Here is a 23315-nt window from a genome sequence, read left to right on the forward strand (position 1 = left end):
AAACGCTCTATCCTTCCTGGGAACTGAAAAAAGGCAGGACCCAGGATGGCCGAGCCGAAAAACCGTGTTTTGATCCTCGGGAGCGCTCCGGCTGCGATGGCCGCGGGTGAATGGTCCCGAACCCCTTTCACCCATATCGTGGCGATCAACAATGCCTGGCGCATTCGCCCCGACTGGGATTTCTTGATCCATCCCGAGGATTTTCCGGAAGAGAACCGACCGGATGCCATGTCGGATGGCCAGCGCATCGTCGAGGCGCGCGACTATGTGCCGTTGCAAAACCGGTTTGGCGGTTTTGTGTATGCCGGCGGCACGATGGCGTTCACCGCCGGATACTGGGCGCTGGCAGCGCTGAAACCGGCCGTTTTGGCCTATTTCGGCTGTGATATGATCTATCCGAACTCCGGCCAGACCCATTTCTACGGCACCGGTGCTGCCGATCCGTTGCGCGCGGATGTCACGCTGCGCTCGCTCGAGGCGAAGTCCGCGCGGTTGGGTCTGTTCGGTTCCGCGCAGGGCTGTCGGGTTGTTCGACTGTCGCAAGGAGACAGTCGACTGGTCTATCCGTCTGCCACACCCGATACGCTCATGTCATCCGGATTGCCATCGACCCAGGGTATGCAGTCTGCCTTGCAGACCGAGGCGTCACTGAACTATTTTGTGCCATCCGGCCGCTATTGGGAGCAAGAGGGCCAGTTCGACACAGCGCGCATCGACCAGTTGGACCGGCAATGGCTACAGGCATATCGTCTGAGTGCTTTAGAGCACGTAGCGTGACTCAGCTTACGGGTACGGCGACGAATTCAACCCACGCCCATACCATCGCAATATAGGTCAGGTTGTGCATGAACTGATCCAGACCGGCTGCGCGCCAGAATGCGGCCTGCGTCGGGACCAATTGCTTTTTGTCCGAATAGCTGGCCTTGGCAAAATCGATATTGAAATGAACGATCCATTCCAGTGCAGCAATGATCAAAATAAAGGACCAAGGGGCGCCGAAAATCAAAAAAACAAGCACGGACCCGACCACATGCACGCCCGCATGCTGCGCACGTCCCAGGTGAAAATACTCACCGCGTCCTGCCAACATTTTCGGGGTCTGAAGGAAGAAGTCCGCAAACATATGTTTGATCTGCAATAAGCAGAGCATCAATAGCACTGCGCCTATACTGGCAGTCAAAATCGTCCTCCCGATATCGTCCCAATCCGGACTCTAGGCACTTATGGCAGCTTGCGCAAATGAACTTGTTCACATTCGGCAATTATCTGATCAAATTGGAAACCGTTTGCGTCTTTTGGCTGGATTGCAGTAAATTTGTGGTGTTGGATTTGCGACAGTTTCGTCAAGATCGGATCGGTGATCCGCAACAGGGGCAGGTTCCATAGAACGTTCAATTTTCCAGTTCATTTGGAAGTACTCGAAGCGCGACCAGCTGATCCTGCTGGCCGTGACCTCGACGCTGTTTCCGCTGTTGTACCTGACGCTGGAGCTGCCCAAACGCATCATCAATGATGCGATCGGTGCAACCAGCCCGACTGTCGAGTTCTGGGGCTACAGCCTGCCGCAGACGACCTTTCTGATCATTCTGTGTGTCGCGTTCCTGATGGCGGTTCTGGCGCATGGTTTGATGAAAATGCGCATCAACACGATGAAAGGTGTGTTGAGCGAGCGGATGCTGCGTCGGTTCCGCTATGTCCTGATCAGTCGCGCTCTGCGTTTCCCGCAGCCCTATTTCGAACGGGTCAGCCAGGGTGAGCTGGTGTCCATGGTCACCGCTGAAAGTGAACCGATGGGTGGGTTGATGGGCGACGCGATCAGCCAGCCTGTCTTGCAAGCCGGGCAGATGATCACCATCCTGTTCTTTCTGTTTCTGCAAAGCTTCTGGTTCGGACTGGCCGCGGTTGCGCTGATCCCGCTGCAGGCCTGGTTGATCCCGAAACTGCAGCGCCAGATCAACCTTCTGAACAAAAAACGCATTCAGGAGGTCCGGGTTCTGGCCGCACAGATTGGCGAGAACGCCGCGGGCGCGTCCACCCTGCGCACCAATGGCGGGTGGAGGTATCGCCGCGCGATGATTTCGGACCAGTTGGGCCGTCTGTTCGGCATCCGCTTCGAAATCTATCAGAAGAAGTTCTTTATGAAGTTCATAAACAACTTCATCTCGCAGCTGACGCCATTCATGTTTTATCTGGTTGGTGGCCTTTTAGTGCTGCAGGGCTCGGTTTCGCTGGGGGCGCTGGTCGCTGCTCTGGCGGCATATAAAGACCTGAGCTCGCCGTGGAAGGAACTGCTGACCTATTACAACCAGACACAGGACATGGGCTTGCGCTGGGAAGTGGTGACCGAACGGTTTGCACCGGCGGGCATGCAGGACGAAAAGCTGTTCGAGGGCGAGCCCGAGACACGCCCCCGCCTGAGCGGCGATATCGTGCTGGATCATGTCTCGGTTCGTGACATGGACGGCAATCAGGTGCTGGACGATCTGAACCTGACTTTCGCCAGCGGGCAAACGATCGGAATCTCGGCCCCCAGCGAAGAGGACCGGCGCGCTGTTGCCGAGCTCTTGACGCGGGAAATCCTGCCCAGTGCGGGCCGTGTGCGGATCGGCGATCTCAATCTGTCGGATCTGCACCAAGGCGTGGTGGCCGCGCGGATCGGCTATGCCTCATCCCGACCGGTGATGTTCCAGGGCACGCTGGGCGATAATGTGATGATGCCCATGCGGTTTAAGCCGCAATCGAACGAAACAAACGATCCCGGTTTTGCCGAGACGCTGCGGGCCGGAAACAGCCCGGATCCGTTCAAGGCAGATTGGCTGGACCCGTCAACCGCCGGGTTGCAAAGTGCGGACGAGGTGCGCGACTGGTGGCTGAAACTGATCGACGGGATGGGTTCTGGCGCGGCGTTGTTCTTGCGCGGGGCAGAACAGGGCTTTGATGCGGAGGAGCATCCTGAACTGGCGCGTAAACTGGTGGAATTGCGTCCGCTTGTGCAGCAGGCGGTAATGGACGCAGGGCTGGGACAGCAAGCTCTGATCTTCGACCGCAACTGCTACAACGCGGCATTGCCGGTGGCCGAGAACCTGCTGTTTGCCACTCCGAAAGTGCCGGTCACCCAAGAGCTTTTGACCCAGCAAACGGTGTTCCTGCAGCAGCTGCGCGCTTTTGGTCTGGATGAAATCCTGGTCAGCCTGACGCGGGATGTGATTGAGATGCTGCGCCAGATCTTTGGTTTGGATGGCACCGACCACCCGCTGTTCCGCAAGCTGGGGCTTGATGCACAGACCTACGAGGCTGCCGTTGAACTGGTCGAAAAGACACGGAACGAAGGGGTCTCGGGGCTGGACGACGAACAGCTGGCCAATCTACTGGCCGTTCCTTTCGTGATTTCGGCAGAACAGATCGGCCCGGCCTTTACCGATGACCTGAAGGACCGCATTCTTGAGTTGCGGCACAGCCATTCCGAAAAGCTGCTGGAGCGGCTGCTAGACGTTTTCGTGCCGCTGGACAACACGGCATTTGCACCGGGTTTGACGGTTTTGGAAAACGCGCTGTTCGGCAAGGTCAGCCAGATTGGCGGCGCGCGTTCGGATGAGGCGCGCAAGCTGATCGTCGATGTGCTGAACGAAAACGGCGCGCGCCCGTTGGTGGTCGAACTGATCTATGATGTTCCGGTCGCTTTGGGCGGGCAGAACCTGCCTGCGGTCTTTGCAGAACCTTTGTCCTTTACGCGCGCGACGATCAAGAAACCCGACATCCTGATCCTTGAGGATGCGCTGGCCAGCTATGACATGGCCTCGAAGGTGGCGGTCTATAAAAACTTGCGGGCTTTGCTGCCGGATACGACCGTGATCTATCTGAATGACCAGTTCGAAAATCCCGGCGTATTCGACATGTATGTCGAAATACGGCAAGGTCGGGTGGTCTCGGATGAAGGACCCGCGGACGTGGAGGAAGACAGCGCCGCCTCGGCTGACCTTGCGCGCAAGCTTCGCGCGCTCGAGCAGACACCGCTGTTTTCCGGGCTGGACCGGAGACAGCTGCGCCTGCTGGCTTTTGGTGCGCGTTGGTTTGATGCCCAACCCGGCGAGATTGTGTTCCTCAAGGATGATCAGCCGACTGATGGCGCCTATGTGGTTCTGGGCGGGGAAGCGGGGTTGTACCTGCCGCAGCCCGACGGAGTGGATCAGTTGATCGCCAAGGTTGGCCCTGGTGCTCTGGTCGGAGAATTGGGTCTGATCCGCAAGGAACCTCGGGCGCTGAGCATGATTGCCGAAACCGAGCTGTCCTGCCTGCGGATCGGTGAGGAAGAATTCCTGGCTGTTGTCGAAAACGATGCCGCGACAGCGTTCAAACTGTTGCAAGTGATCGCAGGTTACGTGTCCAACTAGGGTTATTCGCTATCCGGACCGCAGAACATGTCGTAGAGAACGCCAATCACCTGCGCTGCGCCGTCATCTTGCAGAGAGTAGTAGATCAACTTGCCCTCTCGGCGTGTCGCAACAAGGTTCTCGGCGCGCAGGCGGGCCAGCATCTGGCTGACCGCTGCCTGCCGAATGCGCAACAAATCCTCAAGCTCACCCACGGACTTTTCGCCGTCGGCCAGATGACACAGAATCATTAAACGGCCCTCATGTGCGAGGGTTTTGAGAAAGGCGGACGCCCGAGCCGCGCTTTCTTTCATGTCGGATAGCGCAGAGTCTGATTGCCCGTTTTGGTCGTCTTTAAGTGTCACGCGCGGCCTGTTTAACACCTTTTGGTTGGGCCAATGTGCCCTAAGATGCATAGGTTTGTCACCCCTCGGTTGCTGGCGCACCCCCCTGAAAGGCATTTCCGTTGGCGTAATCGCAGGGATCTTCCTGCATTTGCAAATGCAGGCCGTCGCCAGTGTACGGGTGCGCACGGGCCAGTTCTTCGTGGACTTCGATCCCAAGACCGGGCGCGGTTGGGGCCGGGACAAACCCGTTTTCCACCCGCAGTGTTCCGTTGATCAGTTGGTCGTGAAACGGCGTTTCTATGGTCTCAAGTAGCAACAGGTTCGGGATTGAGGCGGCCAGGTGGATATTGGCGGCCCATTCCACCGGACCGGCGTAAAGATGCGGGGCCATCTGGGCGTTGAACACTTCAGCGATGGCGGCGACCTTCTTCATCTCCCAAATGCCACCGGCGCGGCCCAGTGCGGGTTGGAGGATTTCCGCCGCTCCGGCACGTAAGACCGCAGCAAACTCGGCCTTGGTTGTCATGCGTTCGCCGGTTGCGACCGGGATGCGGACACTTTGCGCGACACGGGCCATGTCGTCGATCATGTCGGGTGGTGTCGGCTCCTCGAACCAGAGCGGCGAATAGGGCTCTAGCGCCTGTCCCAGTCGGATTGCGCCAGCCGTATTGAATTGGCCATGTGTGCCGAATAGCAGGTCTGCCTTATCGCCCACCGCCTCGCGTATCGCTTTGCAGAACGCCACGGACATTGAGATGTCGGACATCGCAGGCATATGCCCACCGCGCATGGTGTAAGGTCCGGCCGGGTCGAATTTGACAGCCGTAAACCCACGTTGAACCATTTCAGCGGCGCATTCCCCGGCTTGTTCCGGGGATGTCCAGAAATCGGTCAGATTGTGCTGGGGCAGGGGATACAGATAGGTGTAGGCCCGGATACGGTCGTTCATCAGCCCGCCCAAAAGGGCATAAACCGGGCGGTCGCGATCCTTGCCCAGAATGTCCCAACACGCGATCTCCAGCCCTGAAAAAGCGCCCATGACGGTTAGATCCGGGCGCTGTGTGAACCCGCTGGAATAGGCGCGGCGGAACATCAGCTCGATATTCTCGGGGTTTTCACCCTGCATGTGCCGTTCGAACACGTCCTGGATGACATGACGCATCGCCTCGGGGCCAACCGACGACGCATAGCACTCGCCCCATCCTGTGATTCCGGTATCGGTCGTGACTTTGACCAAAATCCAATATCGCCCGCCCCATCCCGGCGCGGGCGGCGCGGTGACGATGATGTCGAGGTCCTGCAGTTTCATCTGATGCCCTCCGGCCCTGTTGGGTTAGTTGCGATCGAAAACGATGACGTTGCGTTTGGCGGAACCGGACTTTGTATCCTCAATCGCATCATTGATTTGCGACAGGCTCCACCGGCCCGAGATCAGTTCGTCCAGTTTCAGACGCCCTTGTTCATACAGGTCGATCATCCAGGGGATATCGCGTTGAATGACCACGTCGCCCATTTTCGAACCGATCAGACCCTGGCCCAACGCGGCCAGCACCACGGGTTCATAGCTGGCCATATCACCGGAGTGAGGCATTCCGATCATGATCGCCTTGCCGCCGCGCCCCAGATAGCGCGGGGCCTGGTCATAGGCAGGAATCGCACCAACAGTGATCAGGACCGCATCCGCACCACGACCGCCGAGCGCCTTGTAGGCGGCTTTCCAAGGGGCTTTCTGGTCGGCGAGCACGCCATGTGTGGCGCCGAACTCTTTGGCGATGGCCAGCTTCTCTTCGGTCATGTCCACGGCCACAATACGGCGCGCACCCGCAATACGAGCCCCTTGGATCGCGTTCAGCCCGACACCGCCTGCGCCGATCACAACTGCGTCCTGTCCAGGGCGCAACCCGGCGGCGTTCACTGCTGCGCCGACCCCGGTGATCACGCCGCATGACAACAGGCTGGCAAGGTCTTTGGGCAGCGTATCGGGGATTTTCACGATCTGCCGGTGGCTGACGACGACCTTTTCTGCGAAGGCCCCACAGGCCATAGCCTGTTCCAGCGGCCCGCCATCTGCCGTGCGCAGGGGACCGTTCACTGTGTCATAAGGCGTTTCGCAGATCGTTGGCTTGCCCCCGGCGCATGAGGGGCACGAGCCGCAGGCCCGGATCAGGGTAACCACGACCGGATCACCCACCTTGAACTCTCCGGCCGCATCTCCGGTAGCGGTGATGACACCCGCGGCCTCATGTCCGTAGACGGCCGGAAGGTGACCGCCCCACGCGCCGCTGGCGAATGAAATGTCCGAATGGCAGATCGCCACGGCATCCAATGTCACCTCGACTTCGCCCGTTTTGGGCGGCGCGATCTGAACGTCTTCGATAACCAGAGGTTCACCGAACGCCCGGCACACTGCGGCTTTGATGGTTTGCATGCTGTCCCTCGCTCCCTTTGCGCCACGGTGGCGCGCTAAGGGAAGCACTGCAAGGCGGAATCCGCCAAAGCGATGTCGTTGTTACGCCATGACCTTACGTGAGCGGACAAAAACAAACAGTCCAACCATCATCAACACCAATGCCAGCAGGAACGGCGCGCCCGGCAGATAGATCGCTGCCCCGGGTTTGATGAACTGCGCGAAAACGCTGGTCATGACCAGCGGGGCTATGACCATCGACAACGCGTGTAAAGACGTCAGAACGCCCTGCAGCTCTCCTTGCTGCGAGTCAGGTGTGGCGCGTGACATCAGGGCTTGCAGGGCGGGGGTCACAACCGCTCCGATGGCGGTGACGGGGATCAGCATCAGGGCGATGATGCCATTGGTCAGAAAAGCCAGAAGGAGAAAGCTGAAAAGCTCGAATAACATCCCATAAATGATTGTGACCCGTTCACCCAGATACTTGGTCGCGGGTCGGATCAGGCCGCCTTGAACTGCGGCCATGCCGATCCCGTAGACCCCAAGAGAAAGCCCGATCATTTGCGGTGACCAGCCAAACCGTTCCGTTGTGAAATACGCCCAGATGGCGGGATAGACGTAGATTGAAACGGAATACAGAAAATAGACCCAGAGCATGGGCTGGATGCCGGGCAACGATGCGATTGCACGCAATGAATTCACCGGATTGGCACGGCGCAGACTGAACACACGACGGGTTTTGTCTGTCACGGTCTCGGGCATGACAAACACGCCGATGGCAAAGGTCAGGGCGGACAGGCCTGCTGCGGCCCAGAACGGCGCTCGCGTTCCGTATTCACTTAGCAATCCACCCAAGACCGGCCCAAATACGAATCCGACCCCAAACGCCGCGCCCAGCAAGCCAAAGTTGGCCGCCTTTTCGTGTGGCTTGGACACATCTGCCATGAACGCGGCAGCCGTTGCATGTGTGGCCGCTGTTATGCCTCCGACGATGCGCCCGGCCAAAAGCAGCCAGATGCTGCCGGCAAGCGCCATAACCACATAGTCCAAGGACATGACAAATAACGAGACCAACAGAACGGTCCGCCGGCCGTAGGCGTCTGACAGGTTACCCAGTATGGGTCCGAAAACGAACTGCATCGCGGCAAACGCAGTGCTGAGGATACCGCCCCAGATCGCAGCCGTCGCCAACGACCCGCCCTGAACCTCGACGATCAACTCGGGCATGATTGGCAACACAAGGCCAATGCCCATGGCGTCGATCATGACCGTGAGAAGGACAAAGAAGAAGGGCAGGCGCATTGGAACCTTAAGGATGACAATTTGGGCGGACCTTACCTGCAGCAGATGCAGGTTGAAAGGGACGCGCTCAGACTTGTGATCCGGCCAGACCCTTATCGATTTTGTCCAATATTTCTGCCAGTTTATTAGGTTGGGAAAAGAACGGGGAATGCGAGCTGTCGATGGTATGGCGCATTGTTTTGGGGGCATTCAGGCTCATTTGCGCCTGATACTCGGTCGGGATCGTATGATCGTCTGTGGCGCGGACATAGGCCTTTGGCACCTCGGCGAACCTGTCGCTGGTGGGCAGGGGGGTGTCTTGTGGCGCGATGGCCTGCGGGCATAATCGCGCAAAGGCATAGGGGAGCACGTCGGGCGGGCAGTCATGGTAGAAAAGGTCCCGCACCATATCGGGTTTGACGGTATAGGACAGCCCGTCGGCGGATTTCTCGACGGCGTCGTGGATCGTCTGGCGAGGCGACAGCTTGCGCATCTCGACCATCGACAGGCCGTCCCGCGGAACGTAGGCTGCCACGTAGACCAAAGCGCGCATGGCGTCCGGCGCAGCCTCGGCCGCGGCGCTGATCGGGTAACCACCCCAAGAATGCCCGACGATGATCGTCTGCGATTTGCTTGCCGAAAGTACCGCATCGCGGCAGCTGTCCAGCGTAACATGGGCAATCGGTGTCGGGTCGGCGCCATGGCTGGGCAGGTCAATTGCGCGCGCGTTGTGTCCCAGAGCCTCGACGGCAGGGATCAGATCGCGCCAGCACCAAGCGCCATGACAGGATCCGTGGACGAACAGAAAATCAGCCATTCCTGTGCTCCTTCAGATATGCCCGATTTCAGTCATGAAATCCCGCAGCAATGCCGCGTATTCTGCCGGTTGCTCGACACATGGCAAGTGCCCGGCGCGGCGCATCAGCTCGAACCGTGCGCCGGGGATCAGCTCGACCGTTTCACGTACAAGATCGGGCGGGGTCGATCCGTCTTCGCTTCCGGCAATCCCCAGGGTAGGCAGGCGAAGGCCGCTGGTCGGGGTGTAGAAATCGGTGCCCGAAATGGCAGCGCAGCAGCCCAGATACCCCTCGACCGGCTGACGCACCATCATGTTGCGCCACAACAGATGTTCAGGCGTGGCGCGATACGCTTTTGAGAACCAGCGTTCCATTGTGGCGTCAGCTAGGGCCTCAATCCCGCCCGTTCGCACTGCATCCATGCGCTCTTGCCAGACCGACGGGATGCCAATCTTGGCTGCCGTATTCGACAGCACAAGCGCGCGGACCTGATCCAGACGTTTGACCGCCAGCCCTTGTCCGATCAGCCCGCCGATAGACAGACCGACAAACAGGCAATCGCGCACCTCAAGCAAGTCAAGCAGGCCTTCCACATCGCGCACCAGCGCGCCCATCGAGTAAGGGGCAGGCGGTTGCGACGATAATCCGTGACCGCGTTTGTCAAAGCGTATGATGCGCAGCCCTTGGGGAAGGTGCGGCAGCATATCGTCCCAAAGCCGCATGTCCGTTCCCAGCGAATTTGCGAACACTATGGGTGCACCGTTTGGATCACCATCTATCCGATAGTGAATTTGCACGCCTCCAAGGTCTGCGATTTGCAAGACTTTATCCCCGTCGTCATATGCCCAAAATGTCAACTTGCCCCAGCCCGAACCGCTTGTCAGGTCAGGTATTCCAGCGCTTTTCCAAAGGCTTCGGGGTCTGCGTTCCCCCCCGAAGCCACAACGATCACGGTTTCGCCCTGGACCTCCTCCGCGCGATACAGTGCCGCTGCCAGCGACACCGCCCCGCCCGGTTCTAGAACGATCTTGAGGCGCAGGAATGCCTGCGCCATAGCGCTGAGCGCCTCCTGCTCGGAAACCGACAGGCCCGGACCGCACAACCGGTTCAGGATCGGAAATGTGATCTGACCGGGCTGCGGTGTCAGGATTGCGTCGCAGATATTGCCCGACGTCGCGGTGTTGCTTTGGACCTTGCCGGCGGCCAAGGATCGTTTGACGTCATCGAACCCCTCAGGCTCACAGGGTCGGGCGCGCAGACCGGGCGCGTGGCCTTCCAACGCCAGAGCGATGCCCGAGGTCAAACCGCCCCCGCCGCAGCACACCAGAACATCGGCCGTGTCGACTCCCAGATCAGCAACCTGACGCGCCAGCTCCAGCCCGACGGTGCCTTGACCAGCGATGACCTGCGGTTCGTCATAGGGGCGGATCAGGGTCAGGCCGCGGTCCGAAGCCAGTGCCTCGCCAATCTCTTCCCGGCTTTCGTTTGCGCGGTCGTACAAAACGACCTCACCGCCCAGTGCGCGGGTATTGTCTATCTTTAGCTGCGGCGCATCGGACGGCATTATGATCACTGATGAAATGCCGTGCCGGGCGGCCGCATATGCCACACCCTGCGCGTGATTGCCCGAGGAATAGGCGATCACACCGCGCTGCCGGTCAGCCTCGCCAAGCGCCGAGATCGCCGACCAGGCACCGCGGAACTTGAAGCTGCCCGTATGTTGCAGGCATTCCGGCTTTACCAGCACACGGCGGCCCGCGATTTCGTCCAGAAAAGGCGATGACAGAATTGGTGTTTCCCGCACATGCCCCTTGAGCCGCCGTGCGGCAGCTTCGATCATTTCCAAACTGCTCATGCGTCCACCAGAATTTTGCGGATAAGCTCCAGCGCTTGTGGTTCGTCCAGAAAAGGGACGTGACCCCGGCCCGGAATCTCGACCGACAGGAGGCCAGGATGGCGATTGTGCATCTCGGTCAAAGTCCCCTTGCCCAGAACGTCCGAGTTCTCGCCGCGAATAACGCCGGTGGGAATGTCTCTGAGCGCTTCAAAGAACATCCATAGATCCGGGGCCGCGCCGACGGCGGCCTGTTCCAGAATTGCGGTGCGCAAAGCCGGATCATATGCCAAGCCAAGCCCATCCGCCGTCTTTTCAAATTGAATTTCCGCAACCTGCTGCCAGCGTTCCAGCGGCACGTCCGGAAACTGCGGGGCCATAACAAACTGCAGTGCATTCGCTGCCATTTCATAGGTTTTCGAGACGGGTGGTTTGCCAACATATTCCATGATCTTGGCAATGCCCGCAGGTTCCAGAACCGGGCCAACATCATTGAGAACCACGCTGAGCAACCGTTCGGGATGGCTGGCCGCAAGGGCCATTGCGATCAGGCCCCCGCGTGAGGTTCCGATGACGTTCACACGGTCGAGGCCGAGATGGTCCAGCAACTCGAGTGCATCGTGCGATTCGCGAAAGATATTGTAATTCATGTAGTCGGGATCACGGTCTGAACGACCGCGTCCGCGATAGTCCATGGCGATCATGCGCATATCGCTCAGATGCGGGGCAAGGAAGGAAAAATCTTTGCAAGTGCGTGTCAAACCGGCGAGGCAGAGCACCGGTGTTCCTGTGCCATGATCTTCAAAGTAAATCTGCCTGTCATCAGATGTTGTGAAAAACGCCATTAAAGCCCAGCCAGTCGCGGAATCGTGGTTAGGTCGGACAGTACATGCGCAGGGCGCCATGGCAAGCGGTCTACTGGCTCGCCAGCGCGGTTGACCCACGCGGTGACAAAGCCATAGCCGCTGGCACCGGCGGCGTCCCAGCCGTTTGAGCTGACAAACAGAACTTCGTCGCGTTCGCACCGGAACCTGTTTTGCACCAGATCATAGACCCGCGAATCCGGCTTGAAGACACCAACGCTTTCTACCGACAAAACGTCGTCCAGAGCATCCCCGATCGCGGCGGACTTGACGGCACCATCCAGCATTGGCAGCGACCCGTTCGACAGGATTGCCGTTTGCAGTCCGCCTTCTTTCAGCGTCTGTAGCATCTGGGGAACTTCGGGATAGGCCTGCAACTCCCAATACAGATCCAGCAAGCGCTGGCGCATCGTGTCGTCGCCGTCCAATCCCGTGGCCTCAAGGGCCCAGTCCAGACCGTCCTGGGTCACATCCCAAAAGTCGGCATGGGCATCCGTGATCGCCCGTAACCAGGTGTATTGCAGTTGTTTCAGGCGCCAGTGATTGGCCAGTTCGGGCCATTTCTTCTGTAGCGCTTCAAACCCGGGTTCCTCGGCGGCTTGCCGGGCTGCAGCAGCCACGTCGAACAGAGTTCCATAGGCGTCGAATATGCAGGTTGTAATCGGCATTTGGCCCCCCTCCGGTGCGTCCGCGGCAGGTTTGCATAACAAAGATGGGTATGAAAGAGGGCGGGGTTTACAATGTCGTGTCAGCCCCTAGGCTTGGCCGCTCAACCCTATACAGGCCGGAGGCCATCATGACCGAAATCAAACAAGGCGACACGGTTCGCATCCACTATACAGGAACGCTGTTGGACGGGAACGTTTTCGACAGTTCCGAAGGACGCGATCCGCTGGAATTCGTCGTCGGCTCGGGCCAGATCATTCCGGGGTTGGATTCGGCCATGCCGGGGCTGGCTGTGGGGGACAAGAAACGGGTCGAGATTGCCTGTGTCGATGCCTATGGTCCGATCAATCCGGCCGCGCGTCAGCAGATCCCGCGCGAAGGTATCCCTGATGACATCCCGCTGGACCCCGGCACCCAATTGCAAATGCAAACTCCGGACGGTCAGGCCGTGCCCGTTACCGTTGTCGAGGCCGACGAGGCGACCGTGACGCTGGATGCAAACCACCCGTTGGCGGGGCAGGATTTGATTTTTGATATCGAGGTCGTGTCGGTCAATTAGACCAACCCGCAAGGAATTGGGTCAGCCTCAGAAAAGGCTGATCCATCCATCAATCGTAGCACGTACCTGCGGTTGCGTGAAAAACACAAACAGCATCAACAACGTGGTCAGCGCCAGCAGCGCAATGCGTCCGCGTTTGCCCAGAAACCCAGACCGGCTGCGTGATCGGGCATTGCTTGAGATTATGTGATCGGTCTTGCTCATGCCGCTATCCCTGCCTGCGAAAGATGGTCAAATCTTGGCACGGGCAGGGAAAGATCGGGTCACATGTGATCGGGTTGCGGCATTCCCAGAATGTGGAAACCACCGTCTACACGGATGATCTCACCCGACGTGCAGGCACCAGCGTCAGATGCAAGGTAAACTGCGGTACCGCCCACGGCTTCAAGGGTCGCATTCGAGCGCATCGGCGCGTTCTGATCGCAGAACTTGTAGGTCTTGCGCGCACCGCCGATTGCCGCACCGGCCAGTGTTTTCATCGGGCCGGGCGAGATCGCGTTAACGCGGATGCCTTCGGGGCCCAGATCGTTGGCCAGATAGCGGGTCGCTGATTCCAGTGCTGCCTTGGCGACACCCATCACGTTGTAGTTCGGAACAACCTTGTTCGAGCCCTGATAAGTCAGGGTCAGCAGCGTGCCGCCATTGTCCTTCATCAGCGGGTAGGCGCGGCGCGCAACCTCGATAAAGGAGTAGGCCGAAACGTCCAACGAGTGCTTGAAGTTGGCGCGCGTGGTGTTCAGGAACCGGCCCGTCAGTTCGGACTTGTCCGAATAGGCGATTGCGTGGACGACGAAGTCAATCGTTGGCCAGCGTGCACCCAGCTCTTCGAACGCGCGATCCAGAGAGGCGTCGTCCGTGACGTCCGCATCAACCATGAAATCGCTGCCAAGGCTTTGTGCCAGCGGTTCCAGCCGTTTGCCAAAAGCTTCGCCCTGATAGGTGAATGCCAGTTCGGCGCCAGCCTCGTGCATCGCTTTGGCGATGCCCCATGCGATCGAGCGGTCGTTCGCCACGCCCATAATTAGGCCGCGTTTGCCCTTAAGAAGATCCGACATCATACTCACCCGTTATACTTCGACAGAACCATGGACCCGTTCGTGCCACCAAAGCCGAAGCTGTTGGTCATGACACTGTCCAATCCTGCGTTTTCAACAACTTGCGTTGCAATTTCACCGGGCTGGATGCCTTCGGCAAGAGTGTCGACGTTAATCGACGGCGTAATGAAATCATTGTCTAGCATGAGCAGACAGAAAATCGCCTCGAGCGCACCGGCCGCGCCTTGTGCATGCCCCGTCATCGACTTGGTCGAGGAAATAGGCGGCACATTGCCTTCGCCAAAGATGCGGCGGACGGCTTCCACTTCGCCGACATCTCCGACCGGGGTCGAGGTGCCGTGGGCGTTGATGTAACCGACCTTGCGGCCTTCGGGCACGGTCGACAGGGCCAGACGCATCGCGCGCTCGCCGCCTTCACCCGACGGGGCCACCATGTCGTGGCCGTCCGATGTGGCCGCGTAGCCTGTCACTTCGGCATAGATTTTTGCGCCGCGCGCGAGTGCATGTTCAAGGTCTTCAAGCACCACGATTCCGCCGCCGCCCGAGATGACAAACCCGTCGCGGTCCTGATCGAATGCGCGTGAGGCCTTTTCTGGCGTGTCGTTAAACTTCGACGACATCGCGCCCATGGCATCGAACAGGCAGGACAGCGTCCAGTCCAGCTCTTCGCCGCCACCTGCGAACATGACGTCCTGCTTGCCCAGCATGATCTGTTCGGCCGCGTTGCCGATGCAGTGCAGCGACGTCGAGCAGGCCGAAGTGATCGAGTAGTTGATGCCCTTGATTTTGAACGCGGTCGCCAAATTGGCCGAGATCGTCGAGCACATGCATTTCGGAACCGCAAACGGCCCGATGCGTTTGGTTGCCCCGGTCTTGAGAACCGTTTGGTGTGCGGTCAGCATCGCGCTGGTCGACGGACCGCCCGAACCCGCAACCAGGCCGGTACGAGGATTGACGACCTGATCTTCGCTCAAACCCGCATCGGCGATCGCCTGGGTCATCGCGATATGCGCATAGGCGGCACCGGGGCCCATGAAGCGCAGGGTGCGCTTGTCTACATGCTCGGCAACATCGATCTTGAGCGAACCGGCAATCTGACTGCGAAAGCCGTGTTCGACCATCTGTTCATTGGCCTCGATACCGGATTTTCCGGCCTTGAGAGAGGCCAGCACCTCTTCGGCATTGTTCCCGATGGAGGAGACAATCCCCAAACCGGTGACAACTACTCGACGCATATGCGTGCTCCTTACTTTCAGGCCGGTCAGGCTCAGGCTTCGGACAGAACGACTTTCATGTCTTTAACGTCGTAAATCATTTCACCGTCCGCTTCGACGATTCCATCCGCCACGCCCATAGTCAGGCGGCGCGTTTGGATCGCCTTTTTGAAATCGATTTTATAGGTCAGCATCTTGCGGTCAGGGCGTACCATGCCGGTCAGTTTGACCTCGCCCACACCGACGGCCATCCCGCGCCCCTGCCAGCCGCGCCAGCCCAAGTTGAAACCGGTGAGCTGCCACAGGCCATCCAGGCCCAGACAGCCCGGCATGATCGGGTTGCCGGGGAAATGGCAATCAAAGAACCACAGGTCTGGGGTGATATCAAATTCGGCCAGTATATGGCCCTTGCCATGTGCGCCACCGTCGGCCGAGATGTCTGTGATCCGGTCCATCATCAGCATCGGCGGAGCAGGCAACTGCGCATTGCCGGGGCCGAATAATTCGCCACGGGCGCATTTCAGCAGATCGTCCTTGTCAAAGCTGCTCGGGAATTGGGCCATTCTGCCGCCTCTCCTGCCAGGGGTCCGTTCGTTATATCTGGCCTCGTCTAGCACCCGTATGCAAGGTCCTGCAAGACCACCAGGTCACATCCTCTTCTTCAGATGGTATTCTTTGCGAATGAATTTCATTTGAAATTACCCAAACACCGCACTTATATATGGACCAGCAACAATTAGGTTTCGTAAAATGACACCTCAAAGCCAAAACAGAGCCACGGAATGGTTGGTGGACGCAGGTTTACGCCCGACACGCCAGCGTGTCGCGCTGGCCGAGCTTCTGGTTGGCGATGGCCTGCACCGGCACGTCACGGCTGAAAGCCTGTTTGAGGCCGCAAAGAAGAACGGCGATGCGGTGTCATTGGCGACAGTCTACAACACGCTGCGTGCGTTTTGTGACGCTGGCGTTTTGCAGGAAATCACGGTCGACGGGTCAAAAAGCTATTTTGACACCAACACGCATGATCACCCGCATTTCTACTGGGAAGACGAAAGCCGCCTGAGCGATGCGCCTTCTGATCAGTTGGTGATTCAGCGCCTGCCTGAAGCCCCCGAAGGGGTCGAGATCGCCTCGGTCGACGTGGTGATCCGCCTTCGGAAAAAGTAACCTAGGAAAATAGCTTCATCAGAGTCTGTTCCGCTTGTGCTGTGTCCGGGTCAGTCGGGCCTGTGCCGTGGCGCGCTACAACAACCGGCTCTGCGGCGATGTCGTCCCGGACTGGACAACTGTTAAGGGGCATCCCGTCATAGCTGTGAGCTGAGGGCGGGTTGGCATAGCTTACGGCCACACCTTCGTGATGAGCGGCCAGGCTCCGCTGAATTTCAAGTGACGCTGCCCGATGGGCAACGGTGGGGTTTAATCCAAGCTGGCGAAAAAGCCCCAGCACGTGTTGCGCCGACAGGCCTTCGTTGGACAGGATCAGCGGGTAGGCGGCCAGTTCACTCAGCGAAACAGAGCTGTTCCGCACCAAGGGGTGGTCCGGGGACATGATGGCGTTGGGGCGACTGGGAAAAAGTATTTGTTGTTGGAACCCGGCATCCATGCTGAGGCCATAGGTCAAAGCCAGATCGACACGTCCATCGACCAGATCCGAGATAAGCCCTTCGAAACCGTCCACTTTGTATATGATCGTCAGATCCGGCAGCGCAGCGCGCAAGTGACGCAGAGCCTTAGCCAAGATGAACGGAGCGAGGTCAACGAAACACCCCAGTCGCAACTGGGTCTTGTTCGCGCTGATCTGATCGGCCCCTTCAAGGCGAGCGGCGTTTGCCAGAAGAATCTCAGCATCCTCTATGAACCTGCGACCTTGCGGTGTCAGTGCCATTGCCGCTCCGCGTTTGCGCGAAAAAAGCGGGTAACCCAGGTGCGATTCGACACGGGTCAGGGCCGTGGACAGGGCTGGTTGCGAAACGTTCAACTGCTGTGCAGCCGCAGACAGGCTGCCAGAACGCCCAATTGCGCACACATATTCGTACTGGCGAAGCGAAATATATAACATGAAATTAAACCTAACTTAGAAAGATATTATTTGAACAGAGGGGTTATCCATGCACAGATCGGCAAACCACCGGCACGGAGATACAGATGACGCATCCTCTGGTTACGCAAGAGATGATCGACACTTATCAGCAGGACGGCGTGGTCCTGATCAAGCGGCTTTTCGCTGATCATGTCGAGGCCCTGCGGGATGGGATCGCCGCGAACATGGCAGAGCCCGGCCCCTACGCCTCAGAGAACAAGAAAGAAGGCGAAACCGGGCGTTTTTTCGACGATTATTGCAACTGGTCGCGGATTGAGCAATTTCAGACGGTCATTCAGAGCTCTCCAGCAGCCGAAGTTGCAGCGGATTTGATGCAGTCTGACACCGTCCAGATGTTCCACGACCACGTATTGGTCAAAGAGCCCGGAACCTCGATGGCGACGCCATGGCATCAGGACGGGCCGTATTACTTTGTCGAAGGGCAGCAAACGATCAGTTTCTGGTCGCCACTTGATCCGGTCACGCAGGCGACGTTGCGATGCGTCGCTGGCTCGCACCGGTGGGAAAAAGAGGTGCTGCCAACGCGCTGGGTTTCGGAAGAAGGATTCTTCCCTGACGAAGGCCAGTACATCCCCGTGCCGGACCCGGACGCCGAAGGAATGAGGGTGGTCGAGTTCGCGATGGAGCCGGGCGACGCCGTCGCCTTCAATTACCGTACGCTGCACGGCGCGCGGGGAAATCAATCAGATAGCCGTCGTCGCGCCTTTTCATTGCGTCTGGTCGGGGACGATGCACGCTATGTGGAACGCCCCGGGCGCACCTCGCCACCGTTTCCGGGGCACGACATGATGCCCGGTCAGCGCCTGCGTGAGGATTGGTTCCCGGTTTTGCTGCGGCGGTGATCTGGGACAGCTTGCGCCCTATCGGCGGGTCAGAACCACTGGCCCGTTTCGATCAACCCCAATCCAAGCAACTGGCTGGATGACCATTCGAATGGAATCGAGTGGTGCCACCGGAAGGTCGGAATGTCGAAGGTCGAGCCGGAATTCGTCTTCAGGGCCTTGGCCGCCCGGAACGAACAGACCGCAGCCGTCAGGTTGTGGTGCCATGGGCAGGAATAGGTATTGTATTCCTCGTCGCTGAAGGTGTGATCAGGCCGCAGAGCCAATCCCTCTTTGGATTTGAACAGGGCGATGCGATCGATCCGCCGGCTTTGGACGGGCACGTGTTCTTCGAACCGCCACCGTAGACCGCCGGACATATCCAACTGGCGCTCTTTGGGATGTTTTTGTGCGTCCAGCCGTGCCTGGGCAAAATAGCCGGTGCGATCCAGCATCGCGTGTTCAGAGGCAACCGCGTTCGGGAAAGCGTCGAGATCGTCGGCATATAGGTCGACCACATGGGTCAGCATCGCGTCCCGTCGCTCTTCGGTGTGGAACGCCAGCATTTCGCCAACTGTGCGCGTCTCGCAGAACGGGAAAAACAGGTACTCCGCGTTGTAGCAGTAGTACATCCAAAGACCCGGGGCCGCGTCGATGATTCGGTTGATCGCTTCAAAAACGACGGTGCGGGGGACGCAACTGAGCTGTACACGGTGGATGCGGTCAGAAAGCTCGGGGTTCAGTCCAAAGGCCTGCGGCATGAATACGATCAGCGATTTGAAGCCAAGGTTCAGATGATGTCGGATCGTGCTGTCAATTTCGACCTCATCCTCGACAAATACCAGTGCAACGGGCCCTTTGGCCAACGCCGCCTTGCCTGTTTGCAGGAAACTGTCGAGGGAATCGTATTGCATTGCCTGTCCGCTGCTGCCTTGCTGGAGTTTCGGGCCAAAATCGGGTAATCGCGTCGCCATTGCAAGCGGCGTTCGTTGGGTATAGACGACGCCGGTCCCGCGAATGCAAAGGCCGTTTTCATGTCAGAACCCAAAAAGCTGTACATCAAGACCTATGGTTGCCAGATGAACGTCTACGACAGTGAGCGTATGGCGGAAACTTTGGGCGGGCAGGGCTATGTGGAAACAAAAACGCCCGATGACGCGGATATGATCCTGCTTAACACCTGCCACATTCGGGAAAAAGCGGCCGAGAAAATCTATTCCGAGCTTGGACGTTTCAAGGGGCTAAAAAGCGAAAAACCCGACCTTAAGATCGGCGTCGCGGGTTGTGTGGCCCAGGCCGAAGGCGAAGAGATCATGCGTCGTCAGCCGATGGTGGATCTGGTTGTCGGTCCGCAAAGTTATCACCGCCTGCCTGAGATGGAGGCGAAGACCCGCACCGGGGCCAAGGCGCTGGACACGGATTTCCCTGAAGAGGACAAGTTCGAAAAGCTCAAAGGCCGTCCCAAGGCCAAGCGTGGTCCGACCGCGTTTTTGACCGTGCAGGAAGGTTGCGACAAGTTCTGTGCGTTCTGCGTGGTGCCCTACACGCGCGGGGCCGAGGTCAGCCGTCCCGCCGATCGTATTCTGCGCGAAGCGCAGGATCTGGTCGAACGCGGCGTGCGCGAGATCACTCTGCTAGGGCAGAACGTCAACGCCTATCACGGGGCTGGGCCAAACGGTGACATGACCTTGGCCGGTCTGATCTGGGAATTGAATAAGGTCGACGGGCTGGAACGCATCCGCTTTACCACGTCACATCCCAACGATATGGCCGATGATTTGATCGAGGCGCACGGGACCTGCGAAAAGCTGATGCCGTACCTGCACCTGCCGGTTCAGTCTGGCTCGGACCGTATTCTCAAGCGAATGAACCGCAGCCACACCGCCGAAAGCTATCTGCGCCTGATCGAACGTATCCGCGCCGCGCGGCCGGATATCGTGATGTCCGGCGACTTTATTGTGGGCTTCCCGGAAGAGACCGAAGAGGATTTTCAGGCCACCATGGATTTGGTGGAAGAGGTCAAATACGGGTATGCATATTCGTTCAAATACTCGACCCGGCCCGGAACACCGGCTGCCGAGCGGTCTCAAGTTGATCCTGAGGTGGCGGATGACCGCCTGCAGCGCCTTCAAGCCCTGATCACCCGCCATCAGCGCGAGATTCAGGACGCCATGGTTGGGCGAAACGTGAAAGTTCTGTTCGAAAAAGCGGGCCGCTTGCCGGGGCAGATGGTCGGAAAATCCGAGTATCTTCATTCGGTTCACGTGTCCGACGCCGATGTGACCATTGGGGAGCTCAGAGACGTACAGATCACCTCGTCCGGTGCCAATTCACTTGGCGGTGCGTTGTTGTAGCCCTGGATTTATCCGGTGTTTGGAAACCATTGTGATCTGTTAATTCCAAATTAACCCTTGATTTATCACTTGGAACTATGTTCCGAGAAAAATCAGCTTTTCTGGGGGCCTAGGGTTTTGGGCCTCTCGGGAACCATATCTGTTCGGGCCGGATGTTCGGTGCGGGCAATGGAAAGGGTACGAGTGAAGACTTTGGAACGTGTTAGTGGACTGCTGTTGAAATCCGCTCTGTCGGTTGTAGTTGCCTTTGCGGTTCTTCCCGGAACGACAGTGGCAGGGAATCTAGACCAGGGGCTTTCTGATCCACCTGTCGTCGACCCCAAGCGGTTCGGAAGCGACGTCAGTGCTTTTTATCTTGGTACAACAGGTCTTTATGCCATTGGCGGAAATGAACGGTTTGGCCTGAACACGCCAAACGGAACCTCTGAGGTCGGCGAGCTGGATCTGAGTGGTACGCTGGGCGGTCTGCGTGCGGGCTGGCGCGGTGTTTTGCCGGCCAAAGGTGGTCGTGACTATGTCTACGGATTTGAGGTTGGATACGAATTCGGCTCGCTCGACGACACGGCCACGGGCCAGGTGGACGGCAATGCGGTCAGCGGCGGGTCCAAAGTTTCGAACGTGTTCTCGATTCGCCTGCGCAACGGTTTGACCAACCGCAGTGGCACTGTTCTGTATTATGTTTCAGCCGGATACGTGAACGGTGACATCGAAACCACAAGTCAGCAGGCCACCCGGTCGGCCATCCAATCCTTCGAGGACAGTGGACGTCGCAGTGGCTTTTCCGCCAGCATCGGGGCCGAGCATAACCTGACCGAACACTGGTCGATTACAGGCGAATACGAATACGTTCAGTTCAGCGCCGAGGATGTCCGCTTCGACAACGGAACCTCGACCAGATCCACGCCGAAATATCACGGTTTGAAGATCGGTCTGAATTACCGTTTCTGATTCTCCGGCCGAGCGTTGGCATGACGTTCGGCCACCACGTGTGGGTGGATTTGCCATCCGGTCCGGAAAAAATGAATCTGTGGCTTGCGCCCACCAAGATTTCTTGTCTACGCTCGGGGTGAAACGCCAAGATCAGGAGAGCGGATTGGCCATCGGTGCCCTAACCCCACCGCAAGATGAAATGCCGCAGCGCGAAGCGTTTGTTGAGTTTCCAGACAACCGATTGTTAATAGACCTTTGCGGCGAATATGACCGCAATCTGACGGATATTGAGCACAAGCTATCCGTGCAGATTGTGCGCCGCGGGAATCAGCTGGTAGTCATGGGCGACGAGGACGCTCAGAAACAGGCGATTGAGGTTTTGCAAGCCCTGTATACCCGTCTGGAAGGCGGGCGCGATGTCGAAGCGGCCGATGTGGATCGCGAGTTGCGTATGGGCGGGTCCGAGACCGATACAGGCTCCCGCGACGGCGACCAGCTTGAGATGTTCAAGGGCGGCACCGTCGAAATCAAAACGCGCAAAAAGCTGGTCGAGCCGCGCACAGACGCGCAGAAGGCCTATGTGCAATCCCTGTTCAATAATGAGCTGGCTTTTGGAATCGGCCCGGCCGGTACGGGTAAGACCTATCTGGCCGTGGCCGTTGGTGTCTCGATGTTCATCGGGGGGCACGTGGACCGGATCATCCTCAGCCGTCCTGCTGTCGAGGCCGGTGAAAAGCTGGGGTATCTGCCCGGTGACATGAAGGACAAAGTCGATCCTTACATGCAGCCGCTCTATGACGCGCTGAACGATTTTCTGCCGGGCAAGCAACTGGCGAAGCTGATCGAGGAAAAGCGAATCGAAATCGCTCCGCTGGCCTTTATGCGCGGGCGTACTCTGGCAAATGCGTTTGTGGTGCTGGATGAGGCGCAGAACGCGACGACCATGCAGATGAAGATGTTCCTGACGCGTCTGGGTGAAGGCAGCCGGATGGTGATCACCGGTGACCGCTCGCAAGTTGACCTGCCGCGTGGTGTACAGTCGGGTCTGGCCGATGCTGAAAGGTTGCTGAAGACCATCCCGAACATCAGCTTCAACTATTTCACCTCCAAGGACGTGGTGCGTCACCCGCTTGTGGCTGCCATTATCGAGGCGTATGAGGCCGACTCGGGGCGCGAGACTGCATAGCCATCTCCGCCGCAAGGCTTTGGATATGGTGCGATGAACCTTGAAGTGACAATCGAAGATGAGCGCTGGCAGGACCTGGAACCGCTGGCCGCACGCGCAATCAATGCCGTGTTGGACTATGTCGGTCTGCAAAGTGAGTTGTGCGAAGTCAGTGTGCTTGGGTGCGACGACGCGCGAATCGCCGATCTGAACGCCGAGTTTCGCGAAAAGCCCACGCCGACCAATGTGCTCAGCTGGCCAGCCGAGGATCTGGCTGCTGAAAAAGCCGGCGATACTCCGGATCTACCAAGCCCTGACTTTACCGGAGAGATCGCGCTGGGCGATATCGCGATCTCTTATGACACTTGTATACGCGAGGCGGCGGAAGCGGGAAAATCCATGGATGATCACGTCGCACATCTGATTATTCACGGAACGTTGCACTTGCTGGGTTATGATCACATCCGTGACCCCGACGCCACTTTGATGGAGGGGGTCGAGGTCGAGATACTTGGCAAACTGGGTATCGATGACCCATATAGTATGTAATA

25 protein-coding genes are annotated in these 23315 nt (G+C 58.4%); 9 read left to right on the forward strand and 16 right to left on the reverse strand.

What is annotated here, in order from left to right:
* Positions 1-45 precede the first annotated feature (45 nt).
* Complete coding sequence (locus tag J7416_RS00205) at positions 46-777, forward strand: hypothetical protein (RefSeq protein WP_209222014.1); 732 nt, start codon at positions 46-48, stop codon at positions 775-777.
* A 1-nt stretch (position 778) separates the two neighbouring features.
* On the opposite strand, the gene J7416_RS00210 is transcribed toward J7416_RS00205, so the two are convergent.
* Entirely contained in the window at positions 779-1180 is a 402-nt protein-coding gene (locus J7416_RS00210) for a DUF3307 domain-containing protein (RefSeq protein ID WP_209222016.1), read from the reverse strand.
* 214 nt (positions 1181-1394) lie between these two features.
* On the opposite strand from J7416_RS00210, the gene J7416_RS00215 reads away from it, so the two are divergent.
* Entirely contained in the window at positions 1395-4391 is a 2997-nt protein-coding gene (locus tag J7416_RS00215; RefSeq protein ID WP_209223783.1) for a cyclic nucleotide-binding domain-containing protein, read from the forward strand.
* A gap of 2 nt (positions 4392-4393) precedes the next feature.
* Here J7416_RS00215 and J7416_RS00220 read toward each other — a convergent pair whose 3' ends face one another.
* From J7416_RS00220 to J7416_RS00260, 9 genes are all read right to left on the reverse strand, one after another.
* Positions 4394-4684, reverse strand: coding sequence for a metalloregulator ArsR/SmtB family transcription factor (locus J7416_RS00220; protein ID WP_209223784.1), 291 nt, complete (start codon positions 4682-4684; stop codon positions 4394-4396).
* Positions 4685-4793: 109 nt separating this feature from the next.
* The gene (locus J7416_RS00225) at positions 4794-6026 is read right to left on the reverse strand and encodes a mandelate racemase/muconate lactonizing enzyme family protein (RefSeq protein ID WP_209222018.1); all 1233 of its coding nucleotides are present in this window, start codon (positions 6024-6026) and stop codon (positions 4794-4796) included.
* Between the two features lie 24 nt (positions 6027-6050).
* Positions 6051-7145: a Zn-dependent alcohol dehydrogenase gene (locus tag J7416_RS00230; RefSeq protein ID WP_209222021.1), complete on the reverse strand. Its 1095-nt coding sequence runs from the start codon at positions 7143-7145 to the stop codon at positions 6051-6053.
* A gap of 81 nt (positions 7146-7226) precedes the next feature.
* Positions 7227-8426, reverse strand: coding sequence for a TCR/Tet family MFS transporter (locus tag J7416_RS00235; protein ID WP_209222022.1), 1200 nt, complete (start codon positions 8424-8426; stop codon positions 7227-7229).
* A 67-nt stretch (positions 8427-8493) separates the two neighbouring features.
* A complete protein-coding gene (locus J7416_RS00240) occupies positions 8494-9222 on the reverse strand; it encodes an alpha/beta fold hydrolase (RefSeq protein WP_209222024.1) in 729 nt (242 codons plus the stop codon).
* A 12-nt stretch (positions 9223-9234) separates the two neighbouring features.
* Positions 9235-10023 carry a 3-oxoadipate enol-lactonase gene (pcaD, locus tag J7416_RS00245; protein WP_209222026.1) on the reverse strand — a complete coding sequence of 263 codons (789 nt, stop codon included), beginning with the start codon at positions 10021-10023 and terminating at the stop codon, positions 9235-9237.
* A 59-nt stretch (positions 10024-10082) separates the two neighbouring features.
* A complete protein-coding gene (locus tag J7416_RS00250; RefSeq protein WP_209222028.1) occupies positions 10083-11057 on the reverse strand; it encodes a threonine/serine dehydratase in 975 nt (324 codons plus the stop codon).
* Positions 11054-11881: an alpha/beta hydrolase gene (locus J7416_RS00255; protein ID WP_209222030.1), complete on the reverse strand. Its 828-nt coding sequence runs from the start codon at positions 11879-11881 to the stop codon at positions 11054-11056. Before J7416_RS00255 ends, J7416_RS00250 begins: the two co-directional genes overlap by 4 nt.
* Positions 11881-12567: a haloacid dehalogenase type II gene (locus J7416_RS00260; protein WP_209222032.1), complete on the reverse strand. Its 687-nt coding sequence runs from the start codon at positions 12565-12567 to the stop codon at positions 11881-11883. The genes J7416_RS00255 and J7416_RS00260 overlap by 1 nt, the downstream gene beginning before the upstream one ends.
* A 128-nt stretch (positions 12568-12695) precedes the next feature.
* On the opposite strand from J7416_RS00260, the gene J7416_RS00265 reads away from it, so the two are divergent.
* Entirely contained in the window at positions 12696-13124 is a 429-nt protein-coding gene (locus tag J7416_RS00265) for a peptidylprolyl isomerase (protein WP_209222034.1), read from the forward strand.
* A gap of 27 nt (positions 13125-13151) precedes the next feature.
* Here J7416_RS00265 and J7416_RS00270 read toward each other — a convergent pair whose 3' ends face one another.
* The 4 genes from J7416_RS00270 to fabA are packed head-to-tail and all read right to left on the reverse strand — an operon-like array spanning position 13152 to position 15956.
* The gene (locus J7416_RS00270) at positions 13152-13328 is read right to left on the reverse strand and encodes a hypothetical protein (protein WP_209222036.1); all 177 of its coding nucleotides are present in this window, start codon (positions 13326-13328) and stop codon (positions 13152-13154) included.
* Between the two features lie 59 nt (positions 13329-13387).
* Positions 13388-14179, reverse strand: coding sequence for an enoyl-ACP reductase (locus tag J7416_RS00275; RefSeq protein WP_209222038.1), 792 nt, complete (start codon positions 14177-14179; stop codon positions 13388-13390).
* 5 nt (positions 14180-14184) lie between these two features.
* Positions 14185-15414: a beta-ketoacyl-ACP synthase I gene (fabB, locus tag J7416_RS00280; RefSeq protein ID WP_209222039.1), complete on the reverse strand. Its 1230-nt coding sequence runs from the start codon at positions 15412-15414 to the stop codon at positions 14185-14187.
* Between the two features lie 32 nt (positions 15415-15446).
* Complete coding sequence (fabA, locus tag J7416_RS00285) at positions 15447-15956, reverse strand: bifunctional 3-hydroxydecanoyl-ACP dehydratase/trans-2-decenoyl-ACP isomerase (protein ID WP_058279458.1); 510 nt, start codon at positions 15954-15956, stop codon at positions 15447-15449.
* A 187-nt stretch (positions 15957-16143) separates the two neighbouring features.
* Between fabA and irrA the strand changes: the two genes are divergently transcribed.
* Positions 16144-16560, forward strand: a complete 417-nt coding sequence (irrA, locus tag J7416_RS00290; RefSeq protein WP_209222040.1) for an iron response transcriptional regulator IrrA — start codon at positions 16144-16146, stop codon at positions 16558-16560.
* A gap of 1 nt (position 16561) precedes the next feature.
* Here the strand turns inward: irrA and J7416_RS00295 are convergent, their stop codons facing one another.
* Positions 16562-17452, reverse strand: a complete 891-nt coding sequence (locus J7416_RS00295) for a LysR family transcriptional regulator (RefSeq protein WP_209222041.1) — start codon at positions 17450-17452, stop codon at positions 16562-16564.
* Positions 17453-17538: 86 nt separating this feature from the next.
* Here J7416_RS00295 and J7416_RS00300 point away from each other — a divergent pair, with 86 nt between their 5' ends.
* Positions 17539-18336 carry a phytanoyl-CoA dioxygenase family protein gene (locus J7416_RS00300; RefSeq protein WP_209222042.1) on the forward strand — a complete coding sequence of 266 codons (798 nt, stop codon included), beginning with the start codon at positions 17539-17541 and terminating at the stop codon, positions 18334-18336.
* A 29-nt stretch (positions 18337-18365) separates the two neighbouring features.
* Here J7416_RS00300 and J7416_RS00305 read toward each other — a convergent pair whose 3' ends face one another.
* Positions 18366-19229, reverse strand: coding sequence for a hypothetical protein (locus tag J7416_RS00305; protein WP_209222043.1), 864 nt, complete (start codon positions 19227-19229; stop codon positions 18366-18368).
* A 120-nt stretch (positions 19230-19349) separates the two neighbouring features.
* On the opposite strand from J7416_RS00305, the gene miaB reads away from it, so the two are divergent.
* The 4 genes from miaB (at position 19350) to ybeY (ending at position 23313) form a co-directional block, all read left to right on the forward strand.
* On the forward strand, positions 19350-20669 hold the full coding sequence (gene miaB / locus J7416_RS00310; RefSeq protein WP_209222044.1) for a tRNA (N6-isopentenyl adenosine(37)-C2)-methylthiotransferase MiaB: 1320 nt from the start codon (positions 19350-19352) through the stop codon (positions 20667-20669).
* 168 nt (positions 20670-20837) lie between these two features.
* Positions 20838-21617, forward strand: coding sequence for an outer membrane beta-barrel protein (locus J7416_RS00315; RefSeq protein WP_209222045.1), 780 nt, complete (start codon positions 20838-20840; stop codon positions 21615-21617).
* Between the two features lie 145 nt (positions 21618-21762).
* The gene (locus J7416_RS00320; RefSeq protein WP_209222047.1) at positions 21763-22785 is read left to right on the forward strand and encodes a PhoH family protein; all 1023 of its coding nucleotides are present in this window, start codon (positions 21763-21765) and stop codon (positions 22783-22785) included.
* A gap of 33 nt (positions 22786-22818) precedes the next feature.
* Positions 22819-23313 carry an rRNA maturation RNase YbeY gene (gene ybeY, locus J7416_RS00325; RefSeq protein ID WP_209222049.1) on the forward strand — a complete coding sequence of 165 codons (495 nt, stop codon included), beginning with the start codon at positions 22819-22821 and terminating at the stop codon, positions 23311-23313.
* The last annotated feature ends 2 nt before the right edge of the window (positions 23314-23315 follow it).

Origin of the sequence: Ruegeria sp. R14_0, assembly GCF_017743975.1 — a bacterium.
GTDB lineage: Bacteria > Pseudomonadota > Alphaproteobacteria > Rhodobacterales > Rhodobacteraceae > Ruegeria.

What these genes read in the sequence shown, in the direction of transcription:
- J7416_RS00250 (WP_209222028.1), bottom strand. Translation starts at nt 11,057, where the DNA reads ATGAGCAGTTTGGAAATGATCGAAGCTGCCGCACGGCGGCTCAAGGGG.
- irrA (WP_209222040.1), top strand. Translation starts at nt 16,144, where the DNA reads ATGACACCTCAAAGCCAAAACAGAGCCACGGAATGGTTGGTGGACGCA.
- J7416_RS00240 (WP_209222024.1), bottom strand. Translation starts at nt 9,222, where the DNA reads ATGGCTGATTTTCTGTTCGTCCACGGATCCTGTCATGGCGCTTGGTGC.
- J7416_RS00275 (WP_209222038.1), bottom strand. Translation starts at nt 14,179, where the DNA reads ATGTCGGATCTTCTTAAGGGCAAACGCGGCCTAATTATGGGCGTGGCG.
- ybeY (WP_209222049.1), top strand. Translation starts at nt 22,819, where the DNA reads ATGAACCTTGAAGTGACAATCGAAGATGAGCGCTGGCAGGACCTGGAA.
- miaB (WP_209222044.1), top strand. Translation starts at nt 19,350, where the DNA reads ATGTCAGAACCCAAAAAGCTGTACATCAAGACCTATGGTTGCCAGATG.
- J7416_RS00230 (WP_209222021.1), bottom strand. Translation starts at nt 7,145, where the DNA reads ATGCAAACCATCAAAGCCGCAGTGTGCCGGGCGTTCGGTGAACCTCTG.
- J7416_RS00205 (WP_209222014.1), top strand. Translation starts at nt 46, where the DNA reads ATGGCCGAGCCGAAAAACCGTGTTTTGATCCTCGGGAGCGCTCCGGCT.
- J7416_RS00255 (WP_209222030.1), bottom strand. Translation starts at nt 11,881, where the DNA reads ATGGCGTTTTTCACAACATCTGATGACAGGCAGATTTACTTTGAAGAT.
- J7416_RS00300 (WP_209222042.1), top strand. Translation starts at nt 17,539, where the DNA reads ATGACGCATCCTCTGGTTACGCAAGAGATGATCGACACTTATCAGCAG.
- J7416_RS00260 (WP_209222032.1), bottom strand. Translation starts at nt 12,567, where the DNA reads ATGCCGATTACAACCTGCATATTCGACGCCTATGGAACTCTGTTCGAC.
- J7416_RS00295 (WP_209222041.1), bottom strand. Translation starts at nt 17,452, where the DNA reads ATGTTATATATTTCGCTTCGCCAGTACGAATATGTGTGCGCAATTGGG.
- J7416_RS00220 (WP_209223784.1), bottom strand. Translation starts at nt 4,684, where the DNA reads ATGAAAGAAAGCGCGGCTCGGGCGTCCGCCTTTCTCAAAACCCTCGCA.
- fabA (WP_058279458.1), bottom strand. Translation starts at nt 15,956, where the DNA reads ATGGCCCAATTCCCGAGCAGCTTTGACAAGGACGATCTGCTGAAATGC.
- fabB (WP_209222039.1), bottom strand. Translation starts at nt 15,414, where the DNA reads ATGCGTCGAGTAGTTGTCACCGGTTTGGGGATTGTCTCCTCCATCGGG.
- J7416_RS00270 (WP_209222036.1), bottom strand. Translation starts at nt 13,328, where the DNA reads ATGAGCAAGACCGATCACATAATCTCAAGCAATGCCCGATCACGCAGC.
- J7416_RS00265 (WP_209222034.1), top strand. Translation starts at nt 12,696, where the DNA reads ATGACCGAAATCAAACAAGGCGACACGGTTCGCATCCACTATACAGGA.
- J7416_RS00305 (WP_209222043.1), bottom strand. Translation starts at nt 19,229, where the DNA reads ATGCAATACGATTCCCTCGACAGTTTCCTGCAAACAGGCAAGGCGGCG.
- J7416_RS00315 (WP_209222045.1), top strand. Translation starts at nt 20,838, where the DNA reads ATGGAAAGGGTACGAGTGAAGACTTTGGAACGTGTTAGTGGACTGCTG.
- J7416_RS00225 (WP_209222018.1), bottom strand. Translation starts at nt 6,026, where the DNA reads ATGAAACTGCAGGACCTCGACATCATCGTCACCGCGCCGCCCGCGCCG.
- J7416_RS00235 (WP_209222022.1), bottom strand. Translation starts at nt 8,426, where the DNA reads ATGCGCCTGCCCTTCTTCTTTGTCCTTCTCACGGTCATGATCGACGCC.